Origin of the sequence: Polynucleobacter sp. AM-25C3, assembly GCF_018882335.1 — a bacterium.
Taxonomy (GTDB): Bacteria; Pseudomonadota; Gammaproteobacteria; order Burkholderiales; family Burkholderiaceae; genus Polynucleobacter.
Window position 1 is genome coordinate 45,339 of sequence record NZ_JACVOS010000005.1, and the last position, 26,446, is coordinate 71,784.

The following is a 26,446-nucleotide window of genomic DNA, read 5'->3' on the forward strand; positions in this document are numbered from 1 at the left end:
TCCGATTAATGCCAAGTGCCAAGCTCGGAATCTAGAGAGTGCTGATCTATTAAGCCAGCCTTGACTGATTGCATGCCTGCTGAGTAAAGATCTAATTGCTGAGTTGATTCAAGCAATTGCTGGTTGCCTAATACTTCATGGACACCGATGCGACCGAAATACCCGGATCCTTTGCAGAATTGGCAGGTTGATTTCTTAGGAGTCTGATGACATTGTCCGCAGCGTTTTCGAACCAGTCTTTGAGAGCTGACGCAGCGAAGACAGGATTCAACTGACTCTTGATCTATTCCTAGGCTTTTGAGTCGACGTAATGCACCGATTGCATTACGCGTATGTAAGGTGCTGAGAACCAAGTGACCAGTTTGTGCTGCTTGAATAGCAAGCTGCGCACTTGCAGCGTCACGAATTTCACCAATCATGATGACATCGGGGTCTTGACGTAATAGGGCGCGGATAATGGTTGGAAAATCTAACCCTGCTTTTGGATGATAGGCCACTTGATTCACTCCAGGAAGCCGGATTTCAATCGGATCCTCCACAGAGCAAATATTGCGTTGCACTTGGTTTAATGCACTCAAGCAGCTATACAAGGTTCGTGTCTTGCCACTACCTGTTGGCCCAGTCACCAGAATGAGTCCATTGGTTTGATGAATAGCGCTTTGAAATATCTCGAGCTGTTCAGGCAGTAGGCCGATCTGATCTAACCCAAGCTCTTCTAGTCGACTGGGCAAAATACGGATGACTGCTTTTTCACCATGTAGGGTAGGCAGGATGGATACACGGCAATCGATATTGGGATGGCTGAAGTCGTGACCAACAGCTAGGCGTCCATCTTGTGGCAAACGCTTTTCTGCAATATCGAGACGCGCTAATATTTTGATGCGTGTAATTAAGCGCTCATGCAAATCAATGGGGTAGTGGTTTTGTAATGTGAGGCGGCCATCAATCCTCACGCGTACTACGGTTTCTTGAGATCTTGCCTCAATATGGATATCGGTAGCCCGAGCATTTAGCGCATTAACAGCGATTTCATGCCAGGTCCGAATAATGTGAGAGTCATGCAGTAGCTCGCTCAATCTTGATTCGGTTGGATGTCAGGTCTATAGAGCTTGACGGTTTTGACGCTATGTTCATCGAACTGAACGATCTCCATCACCACGCCAGCAATCCGAATGCTCACATCGTAATCGGGGATGGCTTCTAGTTTTTCCAGGATAAGGCCATTCAGAGTTCGTGGTCCATCCAGCGGCAAGTCGAGATTAAGAAGACGATTTAAATCTCGCAATGAAGCGGTTCCACTAGCCAGGTAAGTCCCATCCGCAAGCCAGTGAGGTTCATTGGAGAGGTTGGAGAACGAGGTTGTAAATTCACCAATCAATTCTTCGACAATATCCTCAAAGGTAACAAGACCAAGTACTTCGCCATACTCATTCACTACCAAGCTGAGACGTTGTTGATTATCTTGAAAGAATTGCATCTGCTGCAAAACAGGGGTTCCGCTTGGGATGAAGTAAGGTTCATTCAGTAGAGACCTAAAGTCTTCATGAAGAAGCTCCGTATTACCCAGCAAGGAAAGTGCTTTTTTTACAAAAAGAATTCCAACAATGCGCTCAGAGTCGCCATCGCAGACTGGCAATTTGTTGTGATAACAAGTTTCTAGTTGTTGCACAACTTCATCAATTGGTCTAGAGAGATCAAGCACTTCAATCTTTGAGCGGGGTGTCATCACATCATCAACCAAGATATTTTCAAGGTTGAATAGATTAAGCAAAATATTGCGATGGTGAGCAGAGACAAAGCGATTGGATTCAAGGACTAGGCTTCGCAACTCCTCTTTACTCATCACTCTATTTTCAGTGGACGTCTGTAATCCAGAAACTCGCATTAATCCAGATACAAAACTATTAATGAACCACAGTAGAGGTTTGAGTATGAAGGTGAGGGGGAGAATGAGCCAGCCAACATTGCTAGCAATTTTTTCAGGGAAGGCTGCGCCAATCACTTTCGGTGTGATCTCGCTAAAAATAATGATCAGCAGGGCAACGACTAAGGTGGCGATGGATAGCACGAGGCCACTATCGCCAAAAATATGGAGTGCAATCCCAGTGACCAATATTGGCAGGATAGTGTTGATGAGGTTATTGGAGATGAGTAGCACTGAGAGCAAGGAATCAATGCGTTTCAATAGCCTTTCGGCAAGCGCAGCTCCCACATTGCCGCCATTGGCCATAGCGCGCAGGCGATGACGGTTGGAAGACAGCATGCTGGTTTCGGCCATAGAAAAAAAGCCGGATAGTGCGAGTAAAAATAGGACTAGTGCGACTTGGCCAATAAAAGGCCAATCATCAAAAAAGGTGTCCATTAGTTACGCTCGCAAAGAATCAGGAGCAACCAATATAGCAAAGTGCGATTTCACTAGCTATAGGCGCACCAGAAATGCGCTGGAATGCCTTCTTCAATATATGTCAGAATCTTCTGCATGCCCACCTCTAAATCCAGCGAATATTGCGTGATATCAGCCCCCTTTGGCCGCTTAGGCGTGCAAACGGAGTTGGTGGATGGGAGCTTGATGATCTCAAAAATTGAGTATTTGCCCCTAAATACCCCATTGAGCCCTTCGGGTAATTCATTGGCGAAGGCGTTTACAAAGCAATGCAATCAGTATTTCAATAATGCTGAATTTGTTTTTGACTTGCCACTTAAGCCTGCTGGTACGGCCCACCAGAGAAAAGTTTGGAATGCTACTCAAGGTATTGGGGTGGGAAAGACGAGTACCTATGGTGAGATCGCAAAAGCTATTAAAAGTGGACCCCGTGCAGTCGGGACTGCTTGCGGTGCCAATCCCTATCCTTTAGTCACCCCGTGCCACAGGGTGGTTTCTGCGCAAGGTCTTGGTGGTTTTATGAAGGAAGATAGTCCTGGTTTTTATCGTCAGATCAAAATCTGGCTTTTAAAACATGAGGGCGCGCTTTAGTTGCGCTATCTGGAGAGTTTTCTAAGGTGGCTTGATGCCAGGTAAAAGAAAGACTTCATCAGCAGATCATTGTTTGAAGCTAATTTAGTAAAACCATAGAAAATCCAAACCGCATTTCTGGAGAGTTTCACCTCAGCTTTGTTGTTAAACCCTTCTCTAGTGGCGATCTTTTCTAGCGTCATGACCGCAAGGCCAAATGCCAGGAAGCAAAATCGCCTCATGCCAATCTCATGTTTTGGAATCAGAAGAATATAGCTAAGGGAGTCCTGCAGTTTTTCGTAGGCAATCTTAAGGAGTCCGGCCTGGCTCATCTGTGCAGGCTGCCAAGAAACTCCACGTGCGCGATCTTCTGGCGAGTCTTTCAGAATATTGGTCATTTGCAAGGCTTGACCAAAAGCGATGGCGAGCTGTTCATGCCCATTCATCTGTTTTGCAAATTCAGGGGAATGGTTACTAAAGATGCTTGTGAGCAACTCTCCAACCACTCCCGCTACAACATAGCAATACTCTTCAAATTCCGCTAAGTCTTTCAAGCCATTTTGCGTTTGACGGTGATGAAAATGGGACATGCCATCTGACATGATTGAAACGCAACGGCTAATGGCCGCCTGATCTCTGCCGGGAAAGGTGTGAAGAATTCGGAGAACAGTTGGGGTGTGGGCAATTAAATCGAGCTCATCAATATTGGAGTAGTTCCTCAAGGCCTCTAGGCAGGGCGTCACGAAGGACGCCACTGGAATAGCACCAAGAACCGCATCTAAAAATAGTTTTGATAAGCCTTGCTTCTCTGTTGGGCTAAGTTCAGCAGCATCTTCAATTGTGTCGACGATGCGACATAGCAAATAGGTATTGCCAACCACAACTTCAATAGCGGGGGGAAGCAGGGGGATGGTAAGCGCAAAAGTCCGCGATACAGAGCTCAAAATCGCCTTTTGATAGGTGAGATCGGTGTTTGGGCTCTCGAGTCTGGAATTCACCCATGAATTATGTCAGACAGGCGCGCCCAAATTTGCCCCTTATTGATTAAATGACATAAGTGACAAAGCCATATAATTTCTGCAAATTCCTGAAGGAGAAATTGGGCGATGTTGATTTGGTTTGTCATCATCTATTGGGTGGTATCGGTAGGTATTGGTCTTTGGGCCGCGCTACGGGTAAAAAATACCGCTGACTTTGCTGCGGCTGGCCACAGCCTTCCTTTGCCCGTGGTTACTGCCACCGTGTTTGCTACCTGGTTTGGTTCTGAAACTGTCTTAGGCATCCCGGCCACCTTCCTAAAGGAAGGACTCGGCGGAATTGTTTCTGATCCTTTCGGGTCTTCTATGTGCCTAATATTGGTGGGACTCTTTTTTGCTCGCCACCTGTACAACCGTCGCATGCTCACGATTGGTGATTTCTTCAGAGAAAAATATGGCCGTACGGTAGAGGTTTTAGTAACGCTCTGTATCGTAGTTTCTTATTTGGGTTGGGTTGCTGCGCAGATTAAAGCCTTGGGCTTAGTCTTTAATGTTGTCTCTGATGGCAGTATTTCTCAAACTGGGGGCATGTTGATTGGCGCAGGTAGCGTGCTGATCTATACCCTCTTTGGCGGTATGTGGTCAGTAGCGATTACCGACTTCATTCAGATGATCATCATTGTGGTCGGCATGCTCTATATTGGTGGTGAGATGACTGCGCAAACCGGGGGCATTGGCGTAGTGCTGGAACATGCATCTGCCGCTGGACTGTTTTCTAACTTCTGGCCTGACATGAACCTCGCCTCGATTCTGGGCTTTGTAGCAGCCCTGTGCACCATGATGTTGGGTTCGATTCCACAGCAAGACGTCTTTCAACGTATCACCTCATCCAAGAACGTCAACATTGCAGTGCAAGCAGCCTTATTAGGTGGGGTGCTGTATTTCATCTTTGCTTTTGTCCCACTTTACCTAGCTTACTCAGCAACCATCATTAGCCCGGATCTGGTGAAGCAATACCTTGATACGGATCCACAAATGATTTTGCCTAAACTGATTTTGAATCACGCGCCACTGATTGCTCAGGTCATGTTTTTTGGCGCCTTGCTGTCGGCCATCAAGAGTTGTGCCAGCGCTACCTTGCTCGCGCCTTCCGTCACCTTTGCTGAGAACATTGTGAGAGGCTTCTTTAAGCATCTGTCTGATCAAGACTTATTGAAAGTAATGCGAATTACTGTGCTCTGCTTTGCAGTGGTGGTTACCTTTTTTGCAATTAATTCCCATTTATCGATTTTTAAGATGGTTGAGAATGCCTATAAGGTCACCTTGGTTGCGGCTTTTGTGCCGCTTGCTTTTGGGGTTTATTGGCCTAAGGCAAATTCTTTGGGTGGTTTATTAGCTGTTGTAGGTGGTCTGACGGTTTGGATTAGCTGCGAAATACTTGCACCTAATGCCATTCTTCCACCTCAATTGGCCGGCCTTTTGGCCAGTATTGCGGGCATGCTTTTGGGTGGATTGGTGCCCAGAACAAGGCTGAGTGCAAATTGATCTGCGCTGCCTAAAAATTAAGCAGAATATTTTGTTGCACTGCAAAATATTCTCCTCTAATATGGCGCTAATTCAAAATTTATTATCTTTATGGAGTTCTTATGAAAATCTGTGTGATCGGTGGAGGGGGCGCTATTGGCGGTTACCTTGCTGTCATGTTGGCGCGAGCGGGCAATGACGTTACTGTCGTAGCGCGTGGTGCTACTTTGGCTGCGATTAAAGAGCGTGGGCTCGCATTAATTATGGATGATCAGCCTGAGCCTTTGGTAGCACAGGTAAAAGCAGTAGAAAAAATTACAGACGCCGAAACTCCAGATGTAGTTATTTTGGCTGTGAAGGCACATCAAGTTGAGCCGATTATTGAAGATCTTGCTGCAATCATGGGTCCTGAAACCATTTTGATTCCGATGCAAAACGGAATTCCTTGGTGGTACTTCCAGAAGCTGGGTGGCGAATATCAGGATTACTCTGTCGAGACAGTAGATGCTGGCGGTGTTGCTAAGAAGGCAATCAATCCCAATAATATTATTGGGTGCGTAGTGTACCCAGCTACTTTTACTCAAGCCCCCGGTGTGATTCGTCACGTCGAGGGCAATCGCTTCCCATTAGGCGAGTTGGATGGCAAGCAGACTGAGCGAATTCAGAAGATATCTGAAATGATGGCGGCTGCTGGATTTAAATCACCCATCTTAGAAGATATCCGCTCTGAAATTTGGTTGAAGCTCTGGGGCAATATGACCTTCAATCCAATCAGCTCGCTGACTCATGGCACCTTGGAAGGCATTTGCCAATATCCCCTCACTAAAGAATTGGCCCGCAACATGATGGCCGAAGCGCAAACTATTGCTGAGAAGTTGGGTGTGACTTTCCGTGTGGACATTGAGCGTCGTATTGCTGGCGCTGAAAAAGTCGGTAAACATAAAACATCGATGTTGCAAGACTTAGAAGCGGGTCGCAGCTTAGAGATTGACGCCTTGTTAGGCTCTGTGATTGAACTTGGCAAGATTACTGAAACACCAACACCTTGCTTAAATACTGTTTTTGCTTTGACGAAGTATCTCGATGAGAACGTTCAAGCATCTAAGGGTAGCTTGGCATTGCCATCGGTTTCAGGTTACTAAAATAAATTTATAGCAATATTTAGCTTCAATATTTAAAGTACCTAGGCATTAATAAACCTCACCACTAAATATGGTGAGGTTTTTTGTTTTGAAGCTTTAATGTTGAATCGGTAGCTAACTTACTCGAAGCGATTATCTAGGCGCCCAACTCCCTCAATGATGATGCTGACATTGCTGCCGGGCTTCATGGAACCAACACCTACAGAGGTTCCACAGGCGATGATGTCGCCAGCTTTTAGTGGAACATCTTGAGAAATCAAGCTTACTAATTTTGCTGGTGGGAAAATCATATCGGCGATCGGATAGTTTTGACGCTCTTGATCATTCAATATGGTTTTAATTGTCAGCTTGCTTGGGTCTATATCTGTAGTGATATAAGGACCAAAGACGCCAAAGGTATTAAAGCTCTTGGAGCGTGTCCACTGTGCGTATCCAGGATCGCGATTCAGAATCTCGATAGCAGTGACATCGTTAATACAGGTGTAGCCAAAAATTGCATTAGCTGCTTGAGTCTCATTCACTTCGTAACAATCTTTTCCAATCACGATTCCAAGCTCACCCTCATAGACCACTTTTCCAGTGTACGACTTTGGGGTACGAATGACTTGATTGGCTGCCAAGAAAGAATTATTGCCTTTGAGAAAATACAAAGGCTCCGTTGGTACAGCATGCTCTAGCTTTGTGACGAGTGCGTGGAAGTTATCCACCATAGCAACCATTTTCGATGGAGTGCACGGGATGTCGATGGTGACATCAGCTAGTTTTAAGGTTTCGCCTGTGGCTTGGGGGTTGTTAAATAGATCGCCGGTGTACACGGCAATCTGATCGCCTTGCACTTGCCCTAAGCCCGCTTTACCTTGATGCTGAAATCTGAGCCACTGGGCCATGATGAATTCTCCCGATTGTTAATTTTGAATTAACAATATCTTACAGGGATGCGTTCGTGCTTAAGCCTGTCTAGATAGTGAGTATTTGCATAAGGCGTGCAAAGCTGTTGTTGCCGCATTCTGCGGGAATCCCTTGAGGCACTCCAGCGCAAGATCGACTTCACGTTTTGCTGCGGCCTGGGTGTAATCCAAGGCGCCTGAATTTTGAACTGCACTGAGAATTTGTGCAAAGACATCATCTGGTAAATCTTGATTTTGTTCAATGGCTGCGCGAACCAGCAGGCGCTCTTCAGTACTGCCATTCTCGAGCAGATAAATTAATGGGAGCGTAGGCTTGCCTTCTCGTAAGTCATCGCCAGCATTTTTTCCCATTTGGGAGGCATCGGCCGTGTAATCCAGAAGGTCATCCATTAATTGAAATGCAGTGCCGATATGGCGACCAAAAGCAGCGGATTGCTCCCTTTGCTTGCTGTTAGTACCAGCCAAAATAGCCCCAAGCTCCGTAGAAGCTTCAAACAACTTGGCAGTTTTATAGCGAATCACCCGCAGATAGCTCTCTTCATCCACTTCTGGGTCATTCATATTGAGAAGTTGTAAAACTTCACCCTCGGCAATTGTGTTGGTTGCATCCGAAAGGATTTCCATGATGCGTAGATCATTTGGACCAACCATCATCTGAAACGCTCTGGAGTACAAAAAATCACCCACAAGTACGCTTGCTGCATTACCAAAGGCTGCATTTGCAGTTTCTCGACCCCTTCTGAGGGTGGATTCATCAACAACATCATCATGAAGCAGAGTGGCTGTATGAATAAATTCCACAACTGCAGCTAGTTCTAGGGCATGCGGGGTGTCCTTACCATCGGCCAAAGCTTTGCCAACTAGGAGCAGTAGGGCTGGACGCACCCGTTTTCCGCCTGCCTGGATGATGTAAGTGGAGATTTGGTCTATTAAGGCAACTTTTGAGGCTAGTCGCAGACGAATAACATCGTCTAAGGCCTTGAAATCTAAGGCAATTGGGGCCAAAATTTGGCTTAATTCATTGGTTTTGACACTCGTCGTCATGCAATATATAATAATGGGCTTAGCTCATCCAGGGTGGATTAGCTTAAACGTAGAATTAATTTGAGGTTTCACACCATGTACGCGGTCATAAAAACCGGTGGCAAACAGTATAAAGTTGCTGCAGGCGAAAAATTGAAAATAGAACAGATACCAGCGGAAATCGGCAGCGAAATCACTCTTGACCAAGTCCTCGCCGTAGGCGAAGGCGCTTCACTCAAATTGGGTGATCCATTGGTTAATGGTGCAGCTGTGATGGCCACTGTCGTCTCCCAGGGACGTCACGATAAAGTGACAATCTTTAAGATGCGCCGTCGCAAGCATTATCAAAAGCACCAAGGCCATCGTCAGAATTACACAGAAATTCTGATTAACACGATTAAAGCCTAATTTAGGCTAACGGCTAAATAGCAGGAGAAAGATATGGCACAGAAAAAAGGCGGCGGCTCGACACGAAATGGCCGCGACTCAGAATCGAAACGCTTAGGCGTTAAAGTTTTTGGCGGCGAGCAAATCAATGCTGGCAGCATCATCATTCGTCAACGTGGTACACGAGTACATCCGGGTATGAACGTTGGTATTGGTAAGGATCACACTTTGTTTGCCTTAGTTGATGGACAAGTGGAATTTGGCGTTAAGGGTGCTCTGAAGAAGGCCCAGGTTTCAGTTCTCCCGCGTTCATAAGACGCCTGACTGAGACACGTTTGATTCAGATTTATTCCGAATTTAACTCTTAGGAACAGGCCTCGCTAAGCGAGGCCTTTTTTATTCATGAAATTTATAGACGAAGCTTGTATTGAAGTCATCGCTGGCCAAGGTGGCGCCGGGAGTGCCTCCATGCGCCGCGAAAAGTTTATTGAATTCGGTGGTCCCGATGGTGGAGACGGTGGCAAAGGCGGAAGCGTTTGGGCTACTGCAGATCGCAACATCAATACCCTGATTGACTATCGTTACGCTAAAACGCATACCGCAAAAAACGGTGAGCCTGGTCGTGGCGCTGATTGCTATGGTCGCGCAGGCGACGATATCGAATTGCGTATGCCTGTTGGCACAATCATTTCTGATTACGAAACTGGTGAGCCAATAGCTGACTTAACTACCCATGGCGAGCGCCTGTGCTTGGCACAGGGCGGTGTAGGTGGCTGGGGCAATATTCACTTCAAGAGCAGTACGAATCGCGCTCCTCGCCAAAAAACCAATGGTAAAGATGGCGAACGCCGCAAGCTCAAACTGGAATTAAAAGTATTGGCTGACGTAGGTTTGTTGGGTATGCCTAATGCTGGCAAATCCACTTTAATTACCGCTGTCTCGAATGCGCGTCCAAAGATTGCTGACTACCCATTTACGACTCTGCATCCTAATTTAGGTGTGGTGCGCGTAGGTGCTGAGCGTAGCTTTGTGATTGCAGATATTCCAGGTTTGATTGAGGGTGCCGCGGAAGGTGCTGGTTTAGGCCATCGCTTCTTGAGACACTTGCAGCGTACTGGTGTACTTTTGCATTTGGTCGACATCGCTCCATTTGATGAGAATATTGATCCCGTGGCTGATGCTGTAGCTATCGTGAATGAATTACGCAAGTACGATGAAGCTCTTGTTGAAAAGCCGCGCTGGTTAGTCTTGAATAAAGTTGACATGATTCCCGAAGAAGATCGCAAGAAAGTCGTTGCAGACTTTATCAAGCGCTTTAAGTGGAAGGGTCCTGTATTTGAGATCTCTGCTTTAACAGGCCTGGGTTGCGATAAGCTTTGCTACTCTCTACAAGATTACTTGGATTCTGTTCGCAAAGATCGTGATGACGCGGATGAGCGTGCAGCAGATCCACGTTATCAAGAACAAGTTCCATCAGAAAATAAAACTCCAGACTAAATAGCCGTCATTTGAATATGCATTTGATATGAATACTCAGAAAACAAAACGTATTGTTGTCAAAGTAGGCTCAAGCCTAGTCACCAATAATGGTGAGGGCTTAGATCATGCTGCAATTGCGATGTGGGCTGAGCAAATGGCTGCCTTGTTAGGCGCTGGCCATGAGGTATTGATGGTGAGTTCTGGTGCAATTGCTGAAGGAATGCAACGCCTTGGCTGGACTAAGCGTCCACAAGAAATTCATCAGCTACAAGCTGCTGCTGCAGTTGGTCAAATGGGTTTAGTGCAGGTGTATGAAAGCTGTTTTGCACGCTTTAATTTACGTAGTGCTCAGGTCTTGTTAACGAACGCGGATTTAGCGCACGCAGAGCGCAATGCCAATGCCAAGGCGACTTTGGATACTTTGTTGAAGTTGGGCGTTGTCCCCATCATTAATGAAAACGATACCGTAGTTACCGATGAAATTAAATTCGGCGATAACGATAGCTTGGCAGCTTTGGTAACCAATTTAATTCATGCCGATCTATTGGTGATCTTGACAGATCAGGGCGGGCTATTTACTGCTGATCCACGTCAAGACGCTTCAGCTACTTTGCTGAGTGATGCGGTTGCTGGTGACCCCGCTTTAGAAAAAATGGCAGGTGGTGCAGCAAGTGAGCTGAGCAAGGGCGGTATGTTGACAAAAGTTCTGGCAGCAAAGGTTGCCGCTCAAACGGGTGCTGCTACCGTAATTGCCTCAGGCCACGAGCCTAATATCCTTACTCGCTTGATGGCTGGCGCAAAAATTGGCACTTACTTGACAGCTGCTTAAGCGTCAACACTCCCCTAATACTGGCTTTAATTAACTACGCCAAATGAATTGGTTGGCTTAGTCTGTCCAGTAAAGCCATTCGGATTAAGCGAGTTAATGATGGCCTTAATATTCTTTTCTTGATAAGCAAAGTTACAGAATGCGCCTTGGGCTAGTGCAGCTTGATAGCGGTTTGGTACATTGCTCTGAATAGTGCGCCAAGTTGAAAGCGGATTTTCTTTCCAGGCGCTATTTTCAAAAGTGCCATACAGACGCCATTGAAATGAGTCACAGCGGATACCTTCATATTGAGTCTGGCTATTACCATTCGGGCTGGTCAGAATAACGATGTATCTCGTCACACCATCATTCCCAATCAAAATTGAGTCCGTATCCACCGCAAACTTAAAAATAGTATGTTGAGATACATAAAAAGGTTGAATGGTGGATTTATTTGGTGGGTTCAGCGGCATTGCCGTCGCACCCTCTTTGAAAACCGTTGGCGCAAATGGATCCACGCCGCTTTCCAGAGGGTCTCCCGCACACCCCGCTAGAGCTAGGTTAAGCGCTAAGCCAAGTAAAGAAAGGGAAATGCTGCGATTAGAGAGTTTTATCATGGATTATCAGTCGGTTTTGGCTCTTTGGGCTCATCTTCTTCATTCGCATAGAAAGATTGAAGTAGGTCGATCGGCGATCCCCAGGCAAGTTGTTGCATGCGAATGCCTCTTGAAAGGTAGCGGGCGAGTTCGGAAAGGGCCATTTGGTAAACCTCGCGCTTGAAGTCAATAACGGAGTCCAGTTGAATCCAAAAAGGAACCCAGCGCCAGGCATCAAATTCAGGGTGCTCTGAGGCGCGTAAGTGAATATCGCTATCTGAGCCGACTAAACGCAATAAAAACCAGATTTGTTTTTGGCCACGATAGCTTGCACGATGGGTTTTGGAGGCATGTTGTCGGCGTAAGAACTCCTCAGGGACGTCATAACGAAGCCAGTCCCTAGTGCGCCCAATAATTTGGACATGTTCCTGTAGCAAGCCAACTTCCTCATGCAATTCGCGGTACATGGCCTGCTCTGGGCTCTCACCATGCTGAATCCCGCCCTGCGGGAACTGCCACGAATGCTGCCCAACGCGTTTTCCCCAGAAAACCTCGTTATGGCTATTGAGGAGGACTATGCCGACATTGGGTCGATACCCTTCACGGTCAAGCATGAGATCGTGCCTCAAATCCTTTAAAATCAATGATTTGATTATATCCATACTTGACATCCCCTCCTTGTTAAATCAGGGAGATTCCCACAGCTGGCGACACATGTCCATGTCGGGCAAGAATATTTAAGGCGGCATTGACATCACGATGATGACTAACGCCGCACTCAGAACATATCCACTGCCTTATTCCAAGATCTGCGATACCTTTCGGCCTTGAATTGGGTAGAGCGCCACAATTCGAGCAAATTTGGGAGGTGAAGCTTTCATTAACTTCCTCATACCATGCGCCATGCTTAATAGCCTTGTACGCTAGTTGATTGCGAAACGTTGACCAAGAAGCATCTAAAACAGACTTCGCCATCTTGGTTTTAGCAAGCGCGGCAGGTTTAATGTTGCCCACTGCTATGTAATCAAATTCTTGTGTTATTCGGCTAGAGATTTTATGAAGTTGGTCAGCTCGTCGATTGGCGATTTTCGAATGTATCTTCGCAACTAATCGTCTTTTATTGGCACGTTGCGCGATTACTAATGATGGCTCTAATTTTTTGTAGTCGTGTTGGCTTGATATAACCTCACCAGTAGAGAGTGCGGCAAACTCCTTCAATCCCAGATCGATCCCTACGCCGTTACATAATTTACGCCGTGGAGCTTCGGAAATTTCAATAACAATATTAAGAAACCAGTTTCCGCGAGCATCACGGCTAAAGTTAGTGCCATCTTTAATTTTTCCATCTGGTAGTGCCCGAGAGTGGAAAATGCGAAATGTGTTACCAGCAAATCGAAAAGCATTTCCCTCGCGTTTAAGTTCTCGACCTTTAATTGGCACCCATCCCAGTGATTTATTGCTGCGATAACGAAGGTAGGGGCGTTTGAGTTGTGCCCTTGACTTTGCGTACTGCTCACAAATTGCGTTAATGGTGCCAGAATGTAAGCCAAGTTCTTTACTGCTTCCAGCAGTAAGTACATTCAAATTAAAACCAGAAGGCCACTTTTTTCGCCATTGAAGCGCATGTTTTTGCGTATCATTACAGAAATTCCAGACAAGGTTCACTGCACGACTTTGTCTATTTAACAAGCCGTTAAGGGATTTAACGCGGTACCTATAAACCAACAACATACTGTATATATTAACAGTATCGGTAATGTAAAATAACCACTTTAGCGTTGCGCGTACCCCCTTTTTATTTTTTCACCCCGAAGGGTGAAGTAACACAGGAAATTCAATGAAAGCTTCACAGTCATTTCTAGCCACGCTCAAAGAAGCCCCTTCCGACGCTGAGGTGGTCTCGCACAAATTGATGGTGCGTGCCGGTTTAATTCGCAAACTTAGTGCGGGTATTTATAACTATTTGCCTTTGGGTTTGAAGTCCATTCGCAAAGTGGAAAACATTATTCGCGAAGAAATGAATCGTGCGGGCGCAATTGAGTTGCTCATGCCGATGATTCAGCCTGCGGAGTTATGGCAAGAGACGGGTCGTTGGGAAAAAATGGGACCCGAGTTGCTCCGCATTAAAGATCGACATGATCGCGACTTTTTAATTCAACCAACCTCTGAAGAGGTGGTAACAGATTTAGCGCGCAACGAGATTAAGAGCTACAAACAGCTCCCCGTAAATTTTTATCAAATTCAGACAAAGTTCCGTGATGAGCGCCGTCCTCGCTTTGGCATCATGCGTGGTCGTGAGTTCAGCATGAAAGATGCTTACTCCTTTGATCGCGATGCTGAGGGTTTGAAGAAGTCTTATCAAATCATGTTCGATGCTTACACTCGTATCTTCAAGCGTATGGGTTTGAAGTTCCGTGCGGTAACAGCAGATAACGGCGCGATTGGCGGATCCGGTAGTCAAGAATTCCACGTGATTGCAGATACTGGCGAAGATGCCATTGTTTATTGTCCAACATCTGATTACGCGGCCAATCTGGAGGCTGCTGAATCACTTTCATTAATTGCGGCACGTGTTGCTGCAACCCAGACAATGACTAAGGTTGCAACGCCAGATCAAACCAATTGCGCTGACGTTGCCCAGTTTTTAAAGTTACCACTCGAGCAGACGGTGAAGTCATTACTGTTTGCTGCCGATCAAGAAGAAGGGCCGGCTAAATTATTTATGCTGCTGGTTCGTGGCGATCATGAGCTCAATGAAATCAAAGCCAGCAAAATCCCTGGTATGGCAGAGTCACGTTTTGCAAGTGAGGCCGAGATTCAGCAGGCATGTAATGCGCCTGCCGGTTACCTAGGGCCTGTCGGCGTTAGCTCTGATGTAATCGTAGTTGCCGATCGTACTGTTGCTAATATGTCCGACTTCGTGTGCGGTGCCAATGGGGCTGGGTACCACTTAACTGGTGTGAACTGGGGACGTGATTTGCCCGAGACCTTGGTCCTGGATTTGCGCAATGCTGTAGTGGGAGACCCTTCTCCTGATGGCAAAGGTGTTGTGGATATTTGTCGTGGGATCGAAGTGGGACATGTGTTTCAACTGGGTACCAATTACTCCGAAGCAATGGGCTGTACCTATTTAGATCAGCAAGGTAAAGCGCAGCCAATGGTGATGGGTTGTTATGGAATTGGCGTTACCCGTCTTTTGGGTGCTGCAATTGAGCAGGGCAATGACGAGCGCGGCATTGTTTGGCCAATTTCGATGGCGCCATTTGAGGTGGTGATTTGCCCAATGGGTTACGACAAATCTGAAGCAGTAAAAGTGGCTGCCGACCAATTGCACGATGAGTTGACTGCTGCTGGGATCGATGTGGTTCTCGATGATCGTGGTGAGAGACCGGGCGCGATGTTTGCAGACTGGGAGTTGATCGGCGTGCCGTTCCGTGTCGTGATTGGAGATCGCGGTTTGGTGGATGCTCAGGTAGAATTCAAAGGGCGTACTGATGCCGAGTCACAAAATATTCCGCTGGCAGAAATTAAAGTGAAAGTGATTTCTGCGGTTGATGCGGCCAAGAAATTAATTTCTTAAACCCAAACACTTTGTAAGGATTATTTTTTAAAGAGCCCGCCAATACCTTTGGCGGCTCCTTTTGCAGCCATAGTCGCCATGGTGCGTGCCATCTTGCCACCTTTGAACTGCTTCATCATCGTTTGCATTTGCTCAAACTGTGCAAGCAAACGATTGACTTCCTGAACTTCGACGCCCGCACCAGCAGCGATGCGGCGTTTGCGAGTAGCCTTTAGTAATTCAGGTTTCGCGCGTTCTTTTGGCGTCATGCTGTCGATGATGCCGCGCATGCGTTTGGTTTGTTTATCCGCAGCACTTAAATTGGTTTTAGATGCTGCTTGTGCCATATGACTTGGCAGCTTATCCATCAAGCTGGCCATGCCGCCCATCTGTTGCATCTGTGCCAACTGATCACGGAAGTCACCAAGATCAAACCCACCTTTAGAAATCTTACTTGCTAACTTTTCTGCTTTGGCAACATCGACGTTTTGCTGGGCTTGTTCAACCAAGGCAAGAATATCGCCCATGCCCAAAATGCGGTTAGCCATTCGGTCGGCATCGAATGCCTCGAGGCCATCCATCTTTTCGGCAACACCAATGAATTTGAGTGGTACACCGGTAACTTGACGTACGGAAAGCGCTGCACCGCCTCGAGAGTCACCATCCAACTTAGTCAGAATTACGCCAGTCAGTGGAAGTGCGTCGTGGAATGCCTTGGCAGTATTGACGGCATCCTGTCCCAGCATGGCATCGACAACGAACAATGTCTCAATCGGATTGAGATTGGCGTGCAAGGTTTTAATTTCTTGCATGAGTGCTTCGTCAATACCTAAGCGACCAGCTGTATCCACCAACAGCACGTCAAAGTAGTGACGGCGTGCCCAATCCAGTGCAGCTGCCGCAATCTCACTAGGCTTTTGATTGATGTTGCTGGGGAAGAATTCAGCGCCAACTTGTTTGGTGACGGTTTCTAACTGCTCGATAGCGGCAGGACGATAGATGTCACAAGAAACCGTTAATACTTTCTTTTTCTTCTTTTCCTGGAGAAACTTGGCCAGCTTACCTACTGAAGTAGTTTTACCGGCACCTTGAAGGCCCGCCATCAGAATCACTGCAGGTGGTTGAGTTGCTAAATTCAGTTCCCCGCTTTGGGTGGTGTCCCCACGCATGACTTGAGCCAGTTCGCGTTGAACAACCCCTACTAGCGCCTGACCTGGGCTGAGGCTGCCAACCACTTCTTCGCCAAGGGCTTTAAATTTGATTTGTTCTAGTAAAGATTTAACGACTGGAAGCGCAACGTCAGCCTCCAATAAGGCCAGGCGGATCTCCCGCAGCATTTCTGCAGTGTTCGCTTCGGTGAGGCGAGCTTGCCCGCGCATTGTTTTAACAACACGGGATAGACGGTCGGTGAGATTCTCTAGCATTTATCGATTAGACTTTCCAGATGGATATTTTAGGTTACTCAGGCTCGGGATGGCTCCCATCTGCACTTTATTTGCTTCTTTTGGCCTTTTTGAGCTCGAGACCCAAGGGAAAGATTGAGTCTCCTGCTTTTAATGGGCTGATTCAGGCGGTGATTTTCTTGATTCTGCTCATCCATGGAATTCAACTGCATGATTCAGTATTCACACCCGAGGGCTTTGTCTTTGGTTTTGCTCAAGATCTCTCTTTGATTGCTTGGGTAGGCCTCGCTTTTTACTGGTTTCAGTCTTGGTTTTTGCCTATCTCGAGCTTGCGCTGGCTGGTGTTGATTTTTGCTTTGATCTGCTCAGCATTGCCCGCCATTTTCTCAGGCACCTTGATTTCTCCAAAAGCGGTTTCTGACCCTTGGTTTAAGGGGCACTTTATTGTCGCCACCATTTCGGTTGGGCTCTTGAGTCTTGCGGCAATGCACGCCATGTTAATGAGCGTTCAAGACCGAGCACTACATCGTCAGTTGGCCGTCATCCCCAACAGTCGTATAGCTCATTGGCTTGAGGACTTACCGCCATTGATGACAATGGAAAGTCTCTTATTCAATTTGCTCTACGTTGGTTTTGCATTACTGAGTTTGACGGTGTTTTCTGGCTTACTCTTTTCTCAAGCCTTATTTGGCAAGCCACTCGTTTTTGATCACAAGACTATCTTTGCACTGATTTCTTGGTTCCTGTTTGCCGGGCTGATTGTTACTCGCTGGCGTGTTGGCTTGCGCGGGCGCGCCGCCATCCGCTGGGTCTTAAGCGCATATACCGCCTTGCTCCTAGCTTATGTTGGCAGCCGCTTTGTCCTGGAAGTCATTCTGCAAAGGGCATGAAGTTTTGATTAAATGGCTTCTTTTAATTGCTGGCCTAGGCTTTTTATACCTTTGGCTTAAAGGAAAAAAGCAGTCAAAGCTCAATACGGATGAGGCCGCTAAGGTAAAAGCCCAGCGTGCCAAAATTGTTGAGCCAGAGACTATTGTCCAGTGCCAGTCTTGTTCTCTGCATCTTCCAAAGTCAGAGGCGATTGCGCAAGAAGACCGGTTCTATTGCTCAAAAGAGCACCTTAATAGTTTGGATGCTCAGGGTTGGTTGGGCTCTGCCGCTTGGAGAATCTCCCCGAATCAAGATATACGACCAGAGGGCCTCACGCCGGATTTGGTCGTCATTCATCACATTAGTCTTCCGCCTAGCGATTTCGTGGATCGCAATTCCACCCAATTTATTGTGGATTTTTTCCAAAATAAACTGGGTTCCTCTTTGCATCCCTATTTTGAAGAGATTGCTGATCAGAAGGTCTCTAGTCATTTCTTGATTTCCCGTCGTGGTGAGGTATTCCAGTTTGTATCTACCCAAAACAAAGCTTGGCATGCCGGCCCCTCATCCTTTTTGGGTCGGGAAAAGTGTAATGATTTTTCGATTGGCGTTGAGTTGGAAGGTGATTCTGAGCATCCCTTTGAAGCAATTCAATATGAATCGCTGGCTAAATTAAGTACTCAACTTGGGGCTGTCTATCCCAATTTACAATTTGCTGGGCACAGCGATATCGCCCCAGGAAGAAAAACTGACCCAGGCGTGCAATTTGATTGGCAACAGTTCCGCACAAAAACTGATATTCCTGTCGAAAAATTACCCTTCGGATTGCAGTCCCGCTAGGATCAATAATTAGTATGTGAGCACACGCTCACTTTCTACCCCTTTGGCTAAAAAGGGCTATAAAATACGCACCAAAATGAGCCCTAATTTCTTAAAAATATAGGGAAAAACACTAATAAATATTCATCAGAAATGTCTTACCAAATTCCGAATATTTCCCTATACTTAGTGGTAAATGCACTTCGAGACACTAGATGTAGTGTTTGAATACAGCAATACCCTATTGTTTTTTAACGATTTTTGTCCAAATAACTATATATAAGCAGGAAAAATATGACATATGCCAATCCCCAGACAGCAGGACAGACTGCCGGCACAAATAACCCAGGAATGAATCCCTCTGAATCCATGAATCAAGCCCCATCTGCTGGCTTTGTCGCAGGTGGCGTTGGTGGTGGTCAAGCGACTCAATTGTCCGATTACAAAATTATTCGTCGCAATGGTTCGGTAGTAGCGTTTGAGCCATCCAAAATCGCGATTGCTGTAACGAAGGCATTTTTGGCAGTTAATGGAGGTCAAGGCGCAGCTTCCGCACGTGTGCGTGAGCAAGTTGAGCAATTGACCCATGCGGTAGTGCGCGCATTATTGCGTAGCCGTCCAAATGGCGGCACTTTCCACATTGAAGATATCCAAGATCAGGTCGAGTTGGCCTTGATGCGTAGCGGTGAGCACAACGTTGCTCGTGCTTATGTTCTGTATCGCGAAAAGCGTAATCAAGAGCGTGCAGCTCAGCAGGGCACTACACAGGAAACTGAAGCATCTACTGAAGCGGCCGCATCCGGTTTAAAGGTGACTGATAACGGTGTTGAGATGTGGCTAGATATGGCTGCTTTGCGCACGATTATTGAGGCAGCATGTGAAGGTCTTGGAAATAACATTGATGCCAGTCCAATCATTACTGAAACCATCAAGAATTTATACGATGGTGTGCCAATGGCTCAAGTGTATGACTCAGCGATTTTGGCTTCACGCACTTTGATTGAAAAAGATCCAGCTTATAGCCAAGTGACAGCACGCATTTTGATGCATGTGATCCGTAAAGAAATTTTGGGTCGCGAAGTATTGCAAGGCGATATGCAAGCTGAGTACAGCACTTACTTCGCCAAGTACATCAATGAAGGTATTTCTGCTGAGTTGTTAGATCCACGCATGCGTGAGTTCGATCTTCCAAGATTGGCTGCAGCGTTGAATGCCAGCCGTGACTTGCAGTTCAATTACCTTGGTCTGCAAACTTTGTATGACCGCTACTTCTTGCATATTGAAGATCGTCGTATTGAAATGCCGCAAGCCTTCTTCATGCGCGTTGCGATGGGCTTGTCTTTAAATGAGTTGGATCGTGAGCGTCGTGCAATCGAATTCTATGAAATCCTTTCTACATTTGATTTCATGTCCAGTACGCCAACCTTGTTTAACTCTGCGACAACACGCCCTCAGTTGTCTAGCTGCTACTTAACAACGGTGGATGATGATCTTGATGGCATCTACGAAGCATTGAAAGAGAATGCACTCTTGTCTAAGTTTGCCGGTGGTTTAGGTAACGACTGGACAAACGTTCGCGCTTTGGGAAGTCATATCAAAGGCACTAACGGTAAGTCACAGGGTGTTGTGCCATTCCTTAAAGTAGTGAACGACACAGCAGTTGCCGTGAATCAAGGTGGTAAGCGCAAGGGTGCAGTTTGTGCCTACCTAGAAACATGGCACTTAGACATTGAAGAGTTCCTCGAGTTGCGCAAGAACACCGGTGATGATCGTCGCCGTACGCATGACATGAATACTTCGAATTGGATTCCAGATTTGTTCATGAAGCGGGTCATGGAGGGTGGTGAGTGGACATTGTTCTCACCTTCAAATACCCCTGACTTGCATGACAAATACGGCAAGGCATTTGAAGAGGCTTATGTTGCTTACGAGCAAAAAGCTGACAGAGGTGAGTTGAAGCCATTCCGTCGCATTCCTGCGCAACAATTATGGCGCAAGATGTTGGGTATGTTGTTTGAAACTGGTCACCCATGGATCACATTTAAAGATCCTTGCAACATCCGTAGCCCACAACAGCATATCGGCGTTGTTCACTCTTCCAACTTGTGTACTGAGATCACCCTCAACACCAACGAGAGCGAAATTGCAGTATGTAACTTAGGTTCCGTGAATCTGACTGCACACATGACGACAGATGCCTCTGGCAAGATGATTTTGGATCATGAGAAGCTCCAAAAAACAGTTCGCACTGCTATGCGCATGTTGGACAACGTAATTGATATCAATTACTACGCTGTTGCTAAAGCACGTAACTCCAACTTGAAGCATCGTCCAGTCGGTATGGGCATCATGGGCTTCCAGGATTGCTTGCATATGCAACGCATTCCTTACGCAAGCGATGAGGCAATCCAGTTTGCTGACTCCTCTATGGAGGCAGTGTGCTACTACGCTTACCAAGCATCCAATGAATTGGCTGAAGAGCGTGGTGTTTACAGCACATACAAAGGCTCATTGTGGGATCGCGGCATTCTTCCGCAAGACTCTGTAGCCTTGTTGGCGGCAGAGCGTGGTGGTTACCTTGAGGTAGATAGCTCTTCCACTATGAATTGGGATGGTTTACGTGCCAGCATCAAGCAACACGGCATGCGCAACTCCAATTGCGTAGCGATTGCGCCTACCGCAACGATTTCTAACATCATTGGCGTTTCAGCTTGTATCGAGCCTACATTCCAGAACTTGTTCGTGAAATCCAACCTCTCAGGTGAATTCACGGTAGTAAATGAGTACTTGGTGCGTGATTTGAAAGATCGCGGCCTCTGGGATGAGGTCATGATTGCGGATTTGAAGTATTTTGACGGTACTTTATCCAAGATTGATCGCGTTCCACAAGACTTGCGTGATTTGTACGCTACTGCATTTGAAGTCGAGCCAAGTTGGTTGGTTGAAGCTGCTTCACGTCGCCAGAAGTGGATTGACCAAGCGCAGTCACTTAACATCTACATGGGTGGCGCATCTGGCAAGAAATTGGATGACACCTATAAGTTGGCATGGTTGCGCGGTCTGAAGACTACGTATTACCTCCGCACAATGGCCGCAACCCACGTTGAGAAATCGACCGTGACTAGTGGTCAGTTGAATTCAGTATCTAGCGGTGGTGGTGTAAATGGTACAGATGCTGCAGCTGCACAAGAAGCGGATGGTCCAGTTTGCACAATGCGCCCAGGTGATGCTGGCTTTGAAGAATGTGAAGCATGTCAGTAAGCTATTTGCTTGCTGATTGAGAAAAATAAGAATTAGGAGAGAGTTATGTTGAATTGGGAAGAGGAAGTTGCTCCCGCGCTAGCGAAGGCTGGCTTTTCACCGCAACCAGCGGTAGCTGAGCCACAACGTGTGCAGCCAGATGAAGTTGCTATTGCAGCACCTCAAGATGCTGCACCTGCACCTGTGCAAGCTGCTTCATTGGCTGGCGGTGTAGCGCATCGAGTCAATGCAGCAGATAAGCGCGTGATTAATGCCAAGACTGACGTAAATCAGTTGGTTCCATTTAAATATAAGTGGGCGTGGGAGAAATATCTGGCTGGTTGCGCAAATCATTGGATGCCACAAGAGATCAATATGAACCGCGATATCGCGCTTTGGAAAGATCCTAATGGTTTAACCGAAGATGAGCGCCGCATTATTAAACGCAATCTCGGTTTTTTCACGACAGCGGATTCTTTAGCGGCAAACAACATTGTTTTGGGTACTTATCGCCACATTACTGCTCCAGAATGCCGCCAATACCTATTGCGCCAGGCTTTCGAAGAGGCGATTCATACTCACGCTTACCAATATATTGTGGAATCTTTGGGTTTAGACCAAGGCGAAATCTTCAACGCGTATCACGAGATTGACTCCATTCGCGCTAAAGATGAGTTCTTAATTCCTTATATCGACGTACTAACTAACCCAACTTTTAAAACTGGGACATTAGAAACTGACCAAACATTGCTGCGATCACTCATCGTTTTTGCTTGCGTGATGGAAGGATTATTCTTTTATGTTGGTTTTACGCAAATACTTGCAATGGGTCGTCAAAACAAAATGACGGGTGCTGCTGAGCAGTATCAATACATCCTTCGCGACGAGTCTATGCACTGCAATTTTGGTATTGATTTAATTAATCAAATTAAGCTGGAGAACCCGCAGTTATGGACTTCTGCGTTCAAAGATGAGATCAAAGCGATCTTCGAAAAAGCAGTGGAATTAGAGTACCGTTATGCAGAGGATACGATGCCTCGTGGAGTGCTCGGATTGAACGCGCCGATGTTCAAAGGTTACCTAAGATACATCTGTAATCGTAGATGTTTGCAAATAGGACTTGACGCGATGTTCCCAAATGAAGAGAATCCATTCCCATGGATGTCAGAAATGATTGATCTAAAAAAAGAGAGAAACTTTTTTGAGACACGCGTTATTGAGTATCAAACTGGCGGTGCGCTAAGTTGGGAATAAGTAGTTAATTAAAAAGCGCATAGCCGGCTAAATAGGAGATTAGACGGTTGGATAGTTTTAAAAGTCAGCAAAACCAGACTCAAATCCGAAAACCCTTATCCAAGGGTGTCCGGACTATTCTCTCTATTTTTTCCAGCAAATTTAAGAAGCCGTTGTCCTTTGGGGCCACGGCTTTTTTTCCAAGATTCATTAGCGTGCAGCACTTAGCATCAAGCCGCGCGCCGATGAATGGCTCGCTCGTCGGCTCCAATCGGTTGCAAAACCAGGCGGAAATGAATGGTCGGGTCTTCTTAATCGGTAGTTTGTACTAATCCTCACGTGAAGGAGCATTACTATGGCAATCGCCAAGAAAAAAGTTGCTGCAAAGAAGCCTGCTGCTAAAAAAGTAGCTGCAAAGAAGCCTGCTGCTAAAAAGCCTGCTGCTAAAAAAGTAGCTGCTAAAAAGCGTCCTGCTGCTAAAAAAGCTGCTGCTAAGAAGCCTGCTGCTAAAAAAGTAGCTGCTAAAAAGCGTCCTGCTGCTAAAAAAGCTGCTGCAAAGAAGCCTGCTGCTAAAAAAGTAGCTGCTAAAAAGCGTCCTGCTGCTAAAAAAGCTGCTGCAAAGAAGCCTGCTGCTAAAAAAGTAGCTCGCAAAGTAGCTGCTAAGAAGCCTGCTGCTAAAAAAGTAGCTCGCAAAGTAGCAAAAAAAAAGTAAGTAAGCCTGCTGCGAAGAAAGCGGGCAAAGCTGTAAAAAAGCCCGTGGCTAAAAAAGCTGTTGCTTCAACAACGTTGAATCCTGCTGCTGCTTGGCCCTTCCCAACTGGCACACGTCCATAAGCTCTGCTTGTAGACGGGTGAAGTTCAAAGGGATCTCTCACGAGATCCCTTTTTTATTGCTACTTCTGGAATTTATTGGCTTTAGAGCGCAAATCCAAACGCAGATTTGAATTGAGTGGCGATCTCATCTTTGCTTATTTGGTGATTTTGTGGTCCCTGATGAGTAATTTTGATTGAACCCATCAAACTGGCTAATCGACCAGTGGTTTCCCAATCCATGCTGTTTTCTAATCCAAATAGCAATCCTCCACGGAATGCATCGCCGCAACCAGTCGGATCAACCACTTTTGCTGCTGGCACTGGTGGAATCGCAATACATTTACCTTCAAAGTAGATATCTGCACCCTCAGCACCTTTAGTCACGATCAAAGCTTTAACTCTTTGGGCAACTTTAGCCAGGCTTAAGCCAGTTCTTTGGGAAAGCATTTCGCCTTCATAGTCATTTACGGCGAGATAGCTTGCAATATCTACAAGCTCTAGCAGTTCTGGTCCGTTAAACATCGGCAAACCTTGGCCCGGATCAAATACAAATGGGATGCCTGCTTCAGCTAGCTGATGGCAGTGCTCCCACATTCCTTGACGGCCATCAGGTGCAACAATTCCGAATTTGGCTACGCCTTTGGCATTCTTGCTGCGCTCGGCAACCACTGCAGCAACTTGGTTTAGGTGTGATTCACCCATGGCGCCTGGATGAAAAGCGGTAATTTGATTGTTGGCTTGATCGGTAGTAATCATTGCTTGAGCGGTAAATGCATGCTCAATCTGGCGAATATGCGTCGCATCAATCTGGAGTTGCTGAAGGCGATTCAGGTATGGCGCTGCATCACCACCGACCGTTGCCATGATGATGGGGTCGCCACCAAGAAGGCTAAGGTTGTACGCAATATTGCCTGCGCAGCCACCAAACTCCCGGCGCATTGTGGGAACTAGGAAGGCCACATTCAGGATATGAATCTGCTCTGGCAGGATTTGATCGGCAAATTTGCCTTCAAAGTTCATGATGGTGTCGTAAGCGATAGAACCGCAGATCAAGCTGGCCATAAAAAATTACTTTCTAATAAAAATCAATTGGAATGAGTGTGATGGGTGTGATGAGTGTGAATTGGGGTTTGCAGTCTATTATTCGGGGTAAAAAATTCTGACGCGATACCCTGCGGCATTTTGTGGAAGGGAAATCGACAATTCAGAATGAAACTTCTCACCAGAAAGCGCACCTTGACGTAAAAAATCAGGATGCGATTCTTGCCAAGTCTTTGGCAACCACTCTTGCACTGAAAGTTGAATTGTTTTGATCTCTGCTTCTTCTGCATCAGTGAGCAAAATTTCTAAATTAGGGAATAAAACCGGGATCGCAAGACGATTTTGTATTTCAACTTGCAACACAGATTGATTTGAAGCGTTTTTAAGGCCTTCTCGCGCGTTTTCAGGCGAAAGTGTGACTGAAGTTATTTTCCAGGCAGCAAAATCGCTTACAGAGCGATTTACACACCCTAGTGCACGACACAATTGTTCATCGAACTTCTGCAAAATAGAAAAAGCACTCGTTGCAATTGCTGGAGAGCTTCCGTCAACGCGCGTTGCCAATGTTGGCAGAAGAGAATTTCTAGATAGATGCTCGCCAAAAATGATCAGCAAGAGGAAAAAAAGACTGAGAAGAATTAATTTAAGACTTTTTTTTTGAGCCGGCTCTGAAGTGTCTGTGTTTTTAGCGGTCAAACTGGCTTTATCGCCCTGCACAGGTAGCGTGCCGTGCAAACAGACCCAACCATCACTTTCTTTCCAAACAGACAGGCTTAGCCATTGGCTATAGGTAGCAATCACTTCCTCTGCTTGGCGAGCTAGAACACCTGAGAGAACAATCTTTCCGCCTGGCCGCATCTTGTTTACCAATGCTGGTGCCAAAACTTGTAGCGGATTGGCCAAAATATTGGCCATCACGATGTCGTATTTGGTTTCTGCCGCAAGCTCTGGTGCATTTTCATTGGGCAGAACAAAGCGAATGACAGTGTGATTGATTTCTGCATTACTGCGTGCCGCAACCATCGCTTGTGGATCAATATCAGTACCCACAACCGGATTGCATCCTAGTTTGGCAGCGGCAATTGCCAGAATTCCAGATCCGCAACCGTAATCCAAAAGACTTTGATTCTCTAGTTGTGTATTTTGTTCAAGCCAAAGCAAGCAAAGGTGTGTTGTTGGATGGCTACCAGTGCCAAACGCCAGACCTGGATCTACTGCCAAGCAAATTGCATTGGGGTCGGTTGGCGCTTGATGCCAAGAAGGAACTACCCAAATACGCTCACCAATTTGAATCGGAGCAAATTGGCTTTGGGTTAAACGAACCCAATCCTGCTCCTCAACAATTTTTTGTTCTGGTGCTGGAAGATTGAATCCTGCTTCCTTGAGAGATGCGAGCAGCTCAGGGATGAAATTCACGGCATCAGAATCATCAATCTCGGGATTAAACAGTGCAGTTACTGAAGAGCGGTCCCAAGCCTGGACTTCTGGTGAGAGTCCTGGCTCGCCATAAAGTGGATTTTCATCATAGCCACCCGCAGCATCGTCTTCAACGGTGACTGACAGTGCACCCACTTCCAGCAATGCATCCCCTAAAGGCTCTGCAATTTCTGCTGGTACCGTGAAAACCAGTTCACGATAGGACATGCTTACTCCAAATCAACATCAATTGAC

Annotated in this window: 23 protein-coding genes and 2 pseudogenes; 13 read left to right on the forward strand and 12 right to left on the reverse strand. The window is 46.4% G+C overall.

The features are described from left to right. Positions 1-5: 5 nt before the first annotated feature. A complete protein-coding gene (locus ICN12_RS04550) occupies positions 6-1,076 on the reverse strand; it encodes a GspE/PulE family protein (RefSeq protein WP_216270980.1) in 1,071 nt (356 codons plus the stop codon). After that, positions 1,073-2,362: an HlyC/CorC family transporter gene (locus ICN12_RS04555; RefSeq protein WP_216270982.1), complete on the reverse strand. Its 1,290-nt coding sequence runs from the start codon at positions 2,360-2,362 to the stop codon at positions 1,073-1,075. Before ICN12_RS04555 ends, ICN12_RS04550 begins: the two co-directional genes overlap by 4 nt. A 117-nt stretch (positions 2,363-2,479) precedes the next feature. Between ICN12_RS04555 and ICN12_RS04560 the strand changes: the two genes are divergently transcribed. Beyond that, entirely contained in the window at positions 2,480-2,974 is a 495-nt protein-coding gene (locus ICN12_RS04560) for a methylated-DNA--[protein]-cysteine S-methyltransferase (RefSeq protein WP_216270984.1), read from the forward strand. A gap of 5 nt (positions 2,975-2,979) precedes the next feature. Here the strand turns inward: ICN12_RS04560 and ICN12_RS04565 are convergent, their stop codons facing one another. Continuing rightward, complete coding sequence (locus ICN12_RS04565; RefSeq protein ID WP_216270986.1) at positions 2,980-3,951, reverse strand: squalene/phytoene synthase family protein; 972 nt, start codon at positions 3,949-3,951, stop codon at positions 2,980-2,982. Positions 3,952-4,059: 108 nt separating this feature from the next. Here ICN12_RS04565 and ICN12_RS04570 point away from each other — a divergent pair, with 108 nt between their 5' ends. Together ICN12_RS04570 and ICN12_RS04575 are read left to right on the forward strand one after the other, a co-directional pair. Continuing rightward, a complete protein-coding gene (locus ICN12_RS04570; protein ID WP_216270988.1) occupies positions 4,060-5,475 on the forward strand; it encodes a high affinity choline transporter 1 in 1,416 nt (471 codons plus the stop codon). Between the two features lie 101 nt (positions 5,476-5,576). Continuing rightward, a complete protein-coding gene (locus tag ICN12_RS04575) occupies positions 5,577-6,596 on the forward strand; it encodes a 2-dehydropantoate 2-reductase (protein ID WP_216270990.1) in 1,020 nt (339 codons plus the stop codon). A gap of 119 nt (positions 6,597-6,715) precedes the next feature. On the opposite strand, the gene ICN12_RS04580 is transcribed toward ICN12_RS04575, so the two are convergent. Together ICN12_RS04580 and ICN12_RS04585 are read right to left on the reverse strand one after the other, a co-directional pair. Next, on the reverse strand, positions 6,716-7,483 hold the full coding sequence (locus tag ICN12_RS04580) for a fumarylacetoacetate hydrolase family protein (protein ID WP_216270992.1): 768 nt from the start codon (positions 7,481-7,483) through the stop codon (positions 6,716-6,718). Between the two features lie 60 nt (positions 7,484-7,543). Further along, positions 7,544-8,548, reverse strand: coding sequence for a polyprenyl synthetase family protein (locus ICN12_RS04585; RefSeq protein WP_216270993.1), 1,005 nt, complete (start codon positions 8,546-8,548; stop codon positions 7,544-7,546). A 75-nt stretch (positions 8,549-8,623) separates the two neighbouring features. Here ICN12_RS04585 and rplU point away from each other — a divergent pair, with 75 nt between their 5' ends. From rplU to proB, 4 genes and pseudogenes are all read left to right on the forward strand, one after another. Then, positions 8,624-8,935, forward strand: a complete 312-nt coding sequence (gene rplU, locus ICN12_RS04590) for a 50S ribosomal protein L21 (RefSeq protein WP_041484800.1) — start codon at positions 8,624-8,626, stop codon at positions 8,933-8,935. Positions 8,936-8,968: 33 nt separating this feature from the next. Continuing rightward, positions 8,969-9,229, forward strand: coding sequence for a 50S ribosomal protein L27 (gene rpmA, locus ICN12_RS04595; RefSeq protein WP_015420374.1), 261 nt, complete (start codon positions 8,969-8,971; stop codon positions 9,227-9,229). A gap of 87 nt (positions 9,230-9,316) precedes the next feature. Continuing rightward, entirely contained in the window at positions 9,317-10,411 is a 1,095-nt protein-coding gene (gene cgtA / locus ICN12_RS04600; protein ID WP_216270995.1) for an Obg family GTPase CgtA, read from the forward strand. A 28-nt stretch (positions 10,412-10,439) separates the two neighbouring features. Then, positions 10,440-11,216: pseudogene (proB, locus tag ICN12_RS04605) on the forward strand (glutamate 5-kinase); the annotation flags it as partial. Positions 11,217-11,248: 32 nt separating this feature from the next. On the opposite strand, the gene ICN12_RS04610 reads toward proB, so the two are convergent. The 3 genes from ICN12_RS04610 to ICN12_RS04620 all read right to left on the reverse strand — a co-directional run bounded on the left by ICN12_RS04610 (position 11,249) and on the right by ICN12_RS04620 (position 13,528). Continuing rightward, positions 11,249-11,818 (reverse strand): CNP1-like family protein, encoded by a 570-nt coding sequence (locus ICN12_RS04610; RefSeq protein ID WP_216270999.1) that lies wholly within the window; start codon positions 11,816-11,818, stop codon positions 11,249-11,251. Next, a complete protein-coding gene (locus ICN12_RS04615; protein WP_216271270.1) occupies positions 11,815-12,411 on the reverse strand; it encodes an RNA pyrophosphohydrolase in 597 nt (198 codons plus the stop codon). Before ICN12_RS04615 ends, ICN12_RS04610 begins: the two co-directional genes overlap by 4 nt. 67 nt (positions 12,412-12,478) lie before the next feature. Beyond that, positions 12,479-13,528 carry an RNA-guided endonuclease InsQ/TnpB family protein gene (locus tag ICN12_RS04620; RefSeq protein WP_216271001.1) on the reverse strand — a complete coding sequence of 350 codons (1,050 nt, stop codon included), beginning with the start codon at positions 13,526-13,528 and terminating at the stop codon, positions 12,479-12,481. A 106-nt stretch (positions 13,529-13,634) separates the two neighbouring features. On the opposite strand from ICN12_RS04620, the gene ICN12_RS04625 reads away from it, so the two are divergent. Continuing rightward, positions 13,635-15,377, forward strand: coding sequence for a proline--tRNA ligase (locus ICN12_RS04625; RefSeq protein ID WP_216271003.1), 1,743 nt, complete (start codon positions 13,635-13,637; stop codon positions 15,375-15,377). Between the two features lie 20 nt (positions 15,378-15,397). Here ICN12_RS04625 and ffh read toward each other — a convergent pair whose 3' ends face one another. Beyond that, positions 15,398-16,780, reverse strand: coding sequence for a signal recognition particle protein (gene ffh / locus ICN12_RS04630; protein WP_216271005.1), 1,383 nt, complete (start codon positions 16,778-16,780; stop codon positions 15,398-15,400). A gap of 20 nt (positions 16,781-16,800) precedes the next feature. On the opposite strand from ffh, the gene ICN12_RS04635 reads away from it, so the two are divergent. From ICN12_RS04635 to ICN12_RS04655, 5 genes are all read left to right on the forward strand, one after another. Beyond that, complete coding sequence (locus ICN12_RS04635; RefSeq protein ID WP_216271007.1) at positions 16,801-17,649, forward strand: cytochrome C assembly family protein; 849 nt, start codon at positions 16,801-16,803, stop codon at positions 17,647-17,649. After that, positions 17,618-18,469: a 1,6-anhydro-N-acetylmuramyl-L-alanine amidase AmpD gene (ampD, locus tag ICN12_RS04640; RefSeq protein ID WP_370624937.1), complete on the forward strand. Its 852-nt coding sequence runs from the start codon at positions 17,618-17,620 to the stop codon at positions 18,467-18,469. The genes ICN12_RS04635 and ampD overlap by 32 nt, the downstream gene beginning before the upstream one ends. 273 nt (positions 18,470-18,742) lie before the next feature. Beyond that, a complete protein-coding gene (locus ICN12_RS04645) occupies positions 18,743-21,709 on the forward strand; it encodes a ribonucleoside-diphosphate reductase subunit alpha (protein ID WP_216271011.1) in 2,967 nt (988 codons plus the stop codon). A 45-nt stretch (positions 21,710-21,754) separates the two neighbouring features. Next, positions 21,755-22,942 (forward strand): ribonucleotide-diphosphate reductase subunit beta, encoded by a 1,188-nt coding sequence (locus tag ICN12_RS04650; protein ID WP_216271013.1) that lies wholly within the window; start codon positions 21,755-21,757, stop codon positions 22,940-22,942. 334 nt (positions 22,943-23,276) lie between these two features. Next, positions 23,277-23,633, forward strand: coding sequence for a histone H1-like repetitive region-containing protein (locus ICN12_RS04655; RefSeq protein WP_370624938.1), 357 nt, complete (start codon positions 23,277-23,279; stop codon positions 23,631-23,633). 203 nt (positions 23,634-23,836) lie between these two features. Here the strand turns inward: ICN12_RS04655 and ICN12_RS04660 are convergent, their stop codons facing one another. From ICN12_RS04660 to prmA, 3 genes and pseudogenes are all read right to left on the reverse strand, one after another. After that, entirely contained in the window at positions 23,837-24,796 is a 960-nt protein-coding gene (locus ICN12_RS04660) for a carbohydrate kinase family protein (protein ID WP_216271015.1), read from the reverse strand. A 78-nt stretch (positions 24,797-24,874) separates the two neighbouring features. Next, positions 24,875-25,492 carry a DUF3426 domain-containing protein gene (locus ICN12_RS10875; protein ID WP_370624941.1) on the reverse strand — a complete coding sequence of 206 codons (618 nt, stop codon included), beginning with the start codon at positions 25,490-25,492 and terminating at the stop codon, positions 24,875-24,877. A 6-nt stretch (positions 25,493-25,498) separates the two neighbouring features. Continuing rightward, a pseudogene (prmA, locus tag ICN12_RS10880) lies at positions 25,499-26,419 on the reverse strand (50S ribosomal protein L11 methyltransferase); the annotation flags it as partial. Positions 26,420-26,446 lie beyond the last annotated feature (27 nt).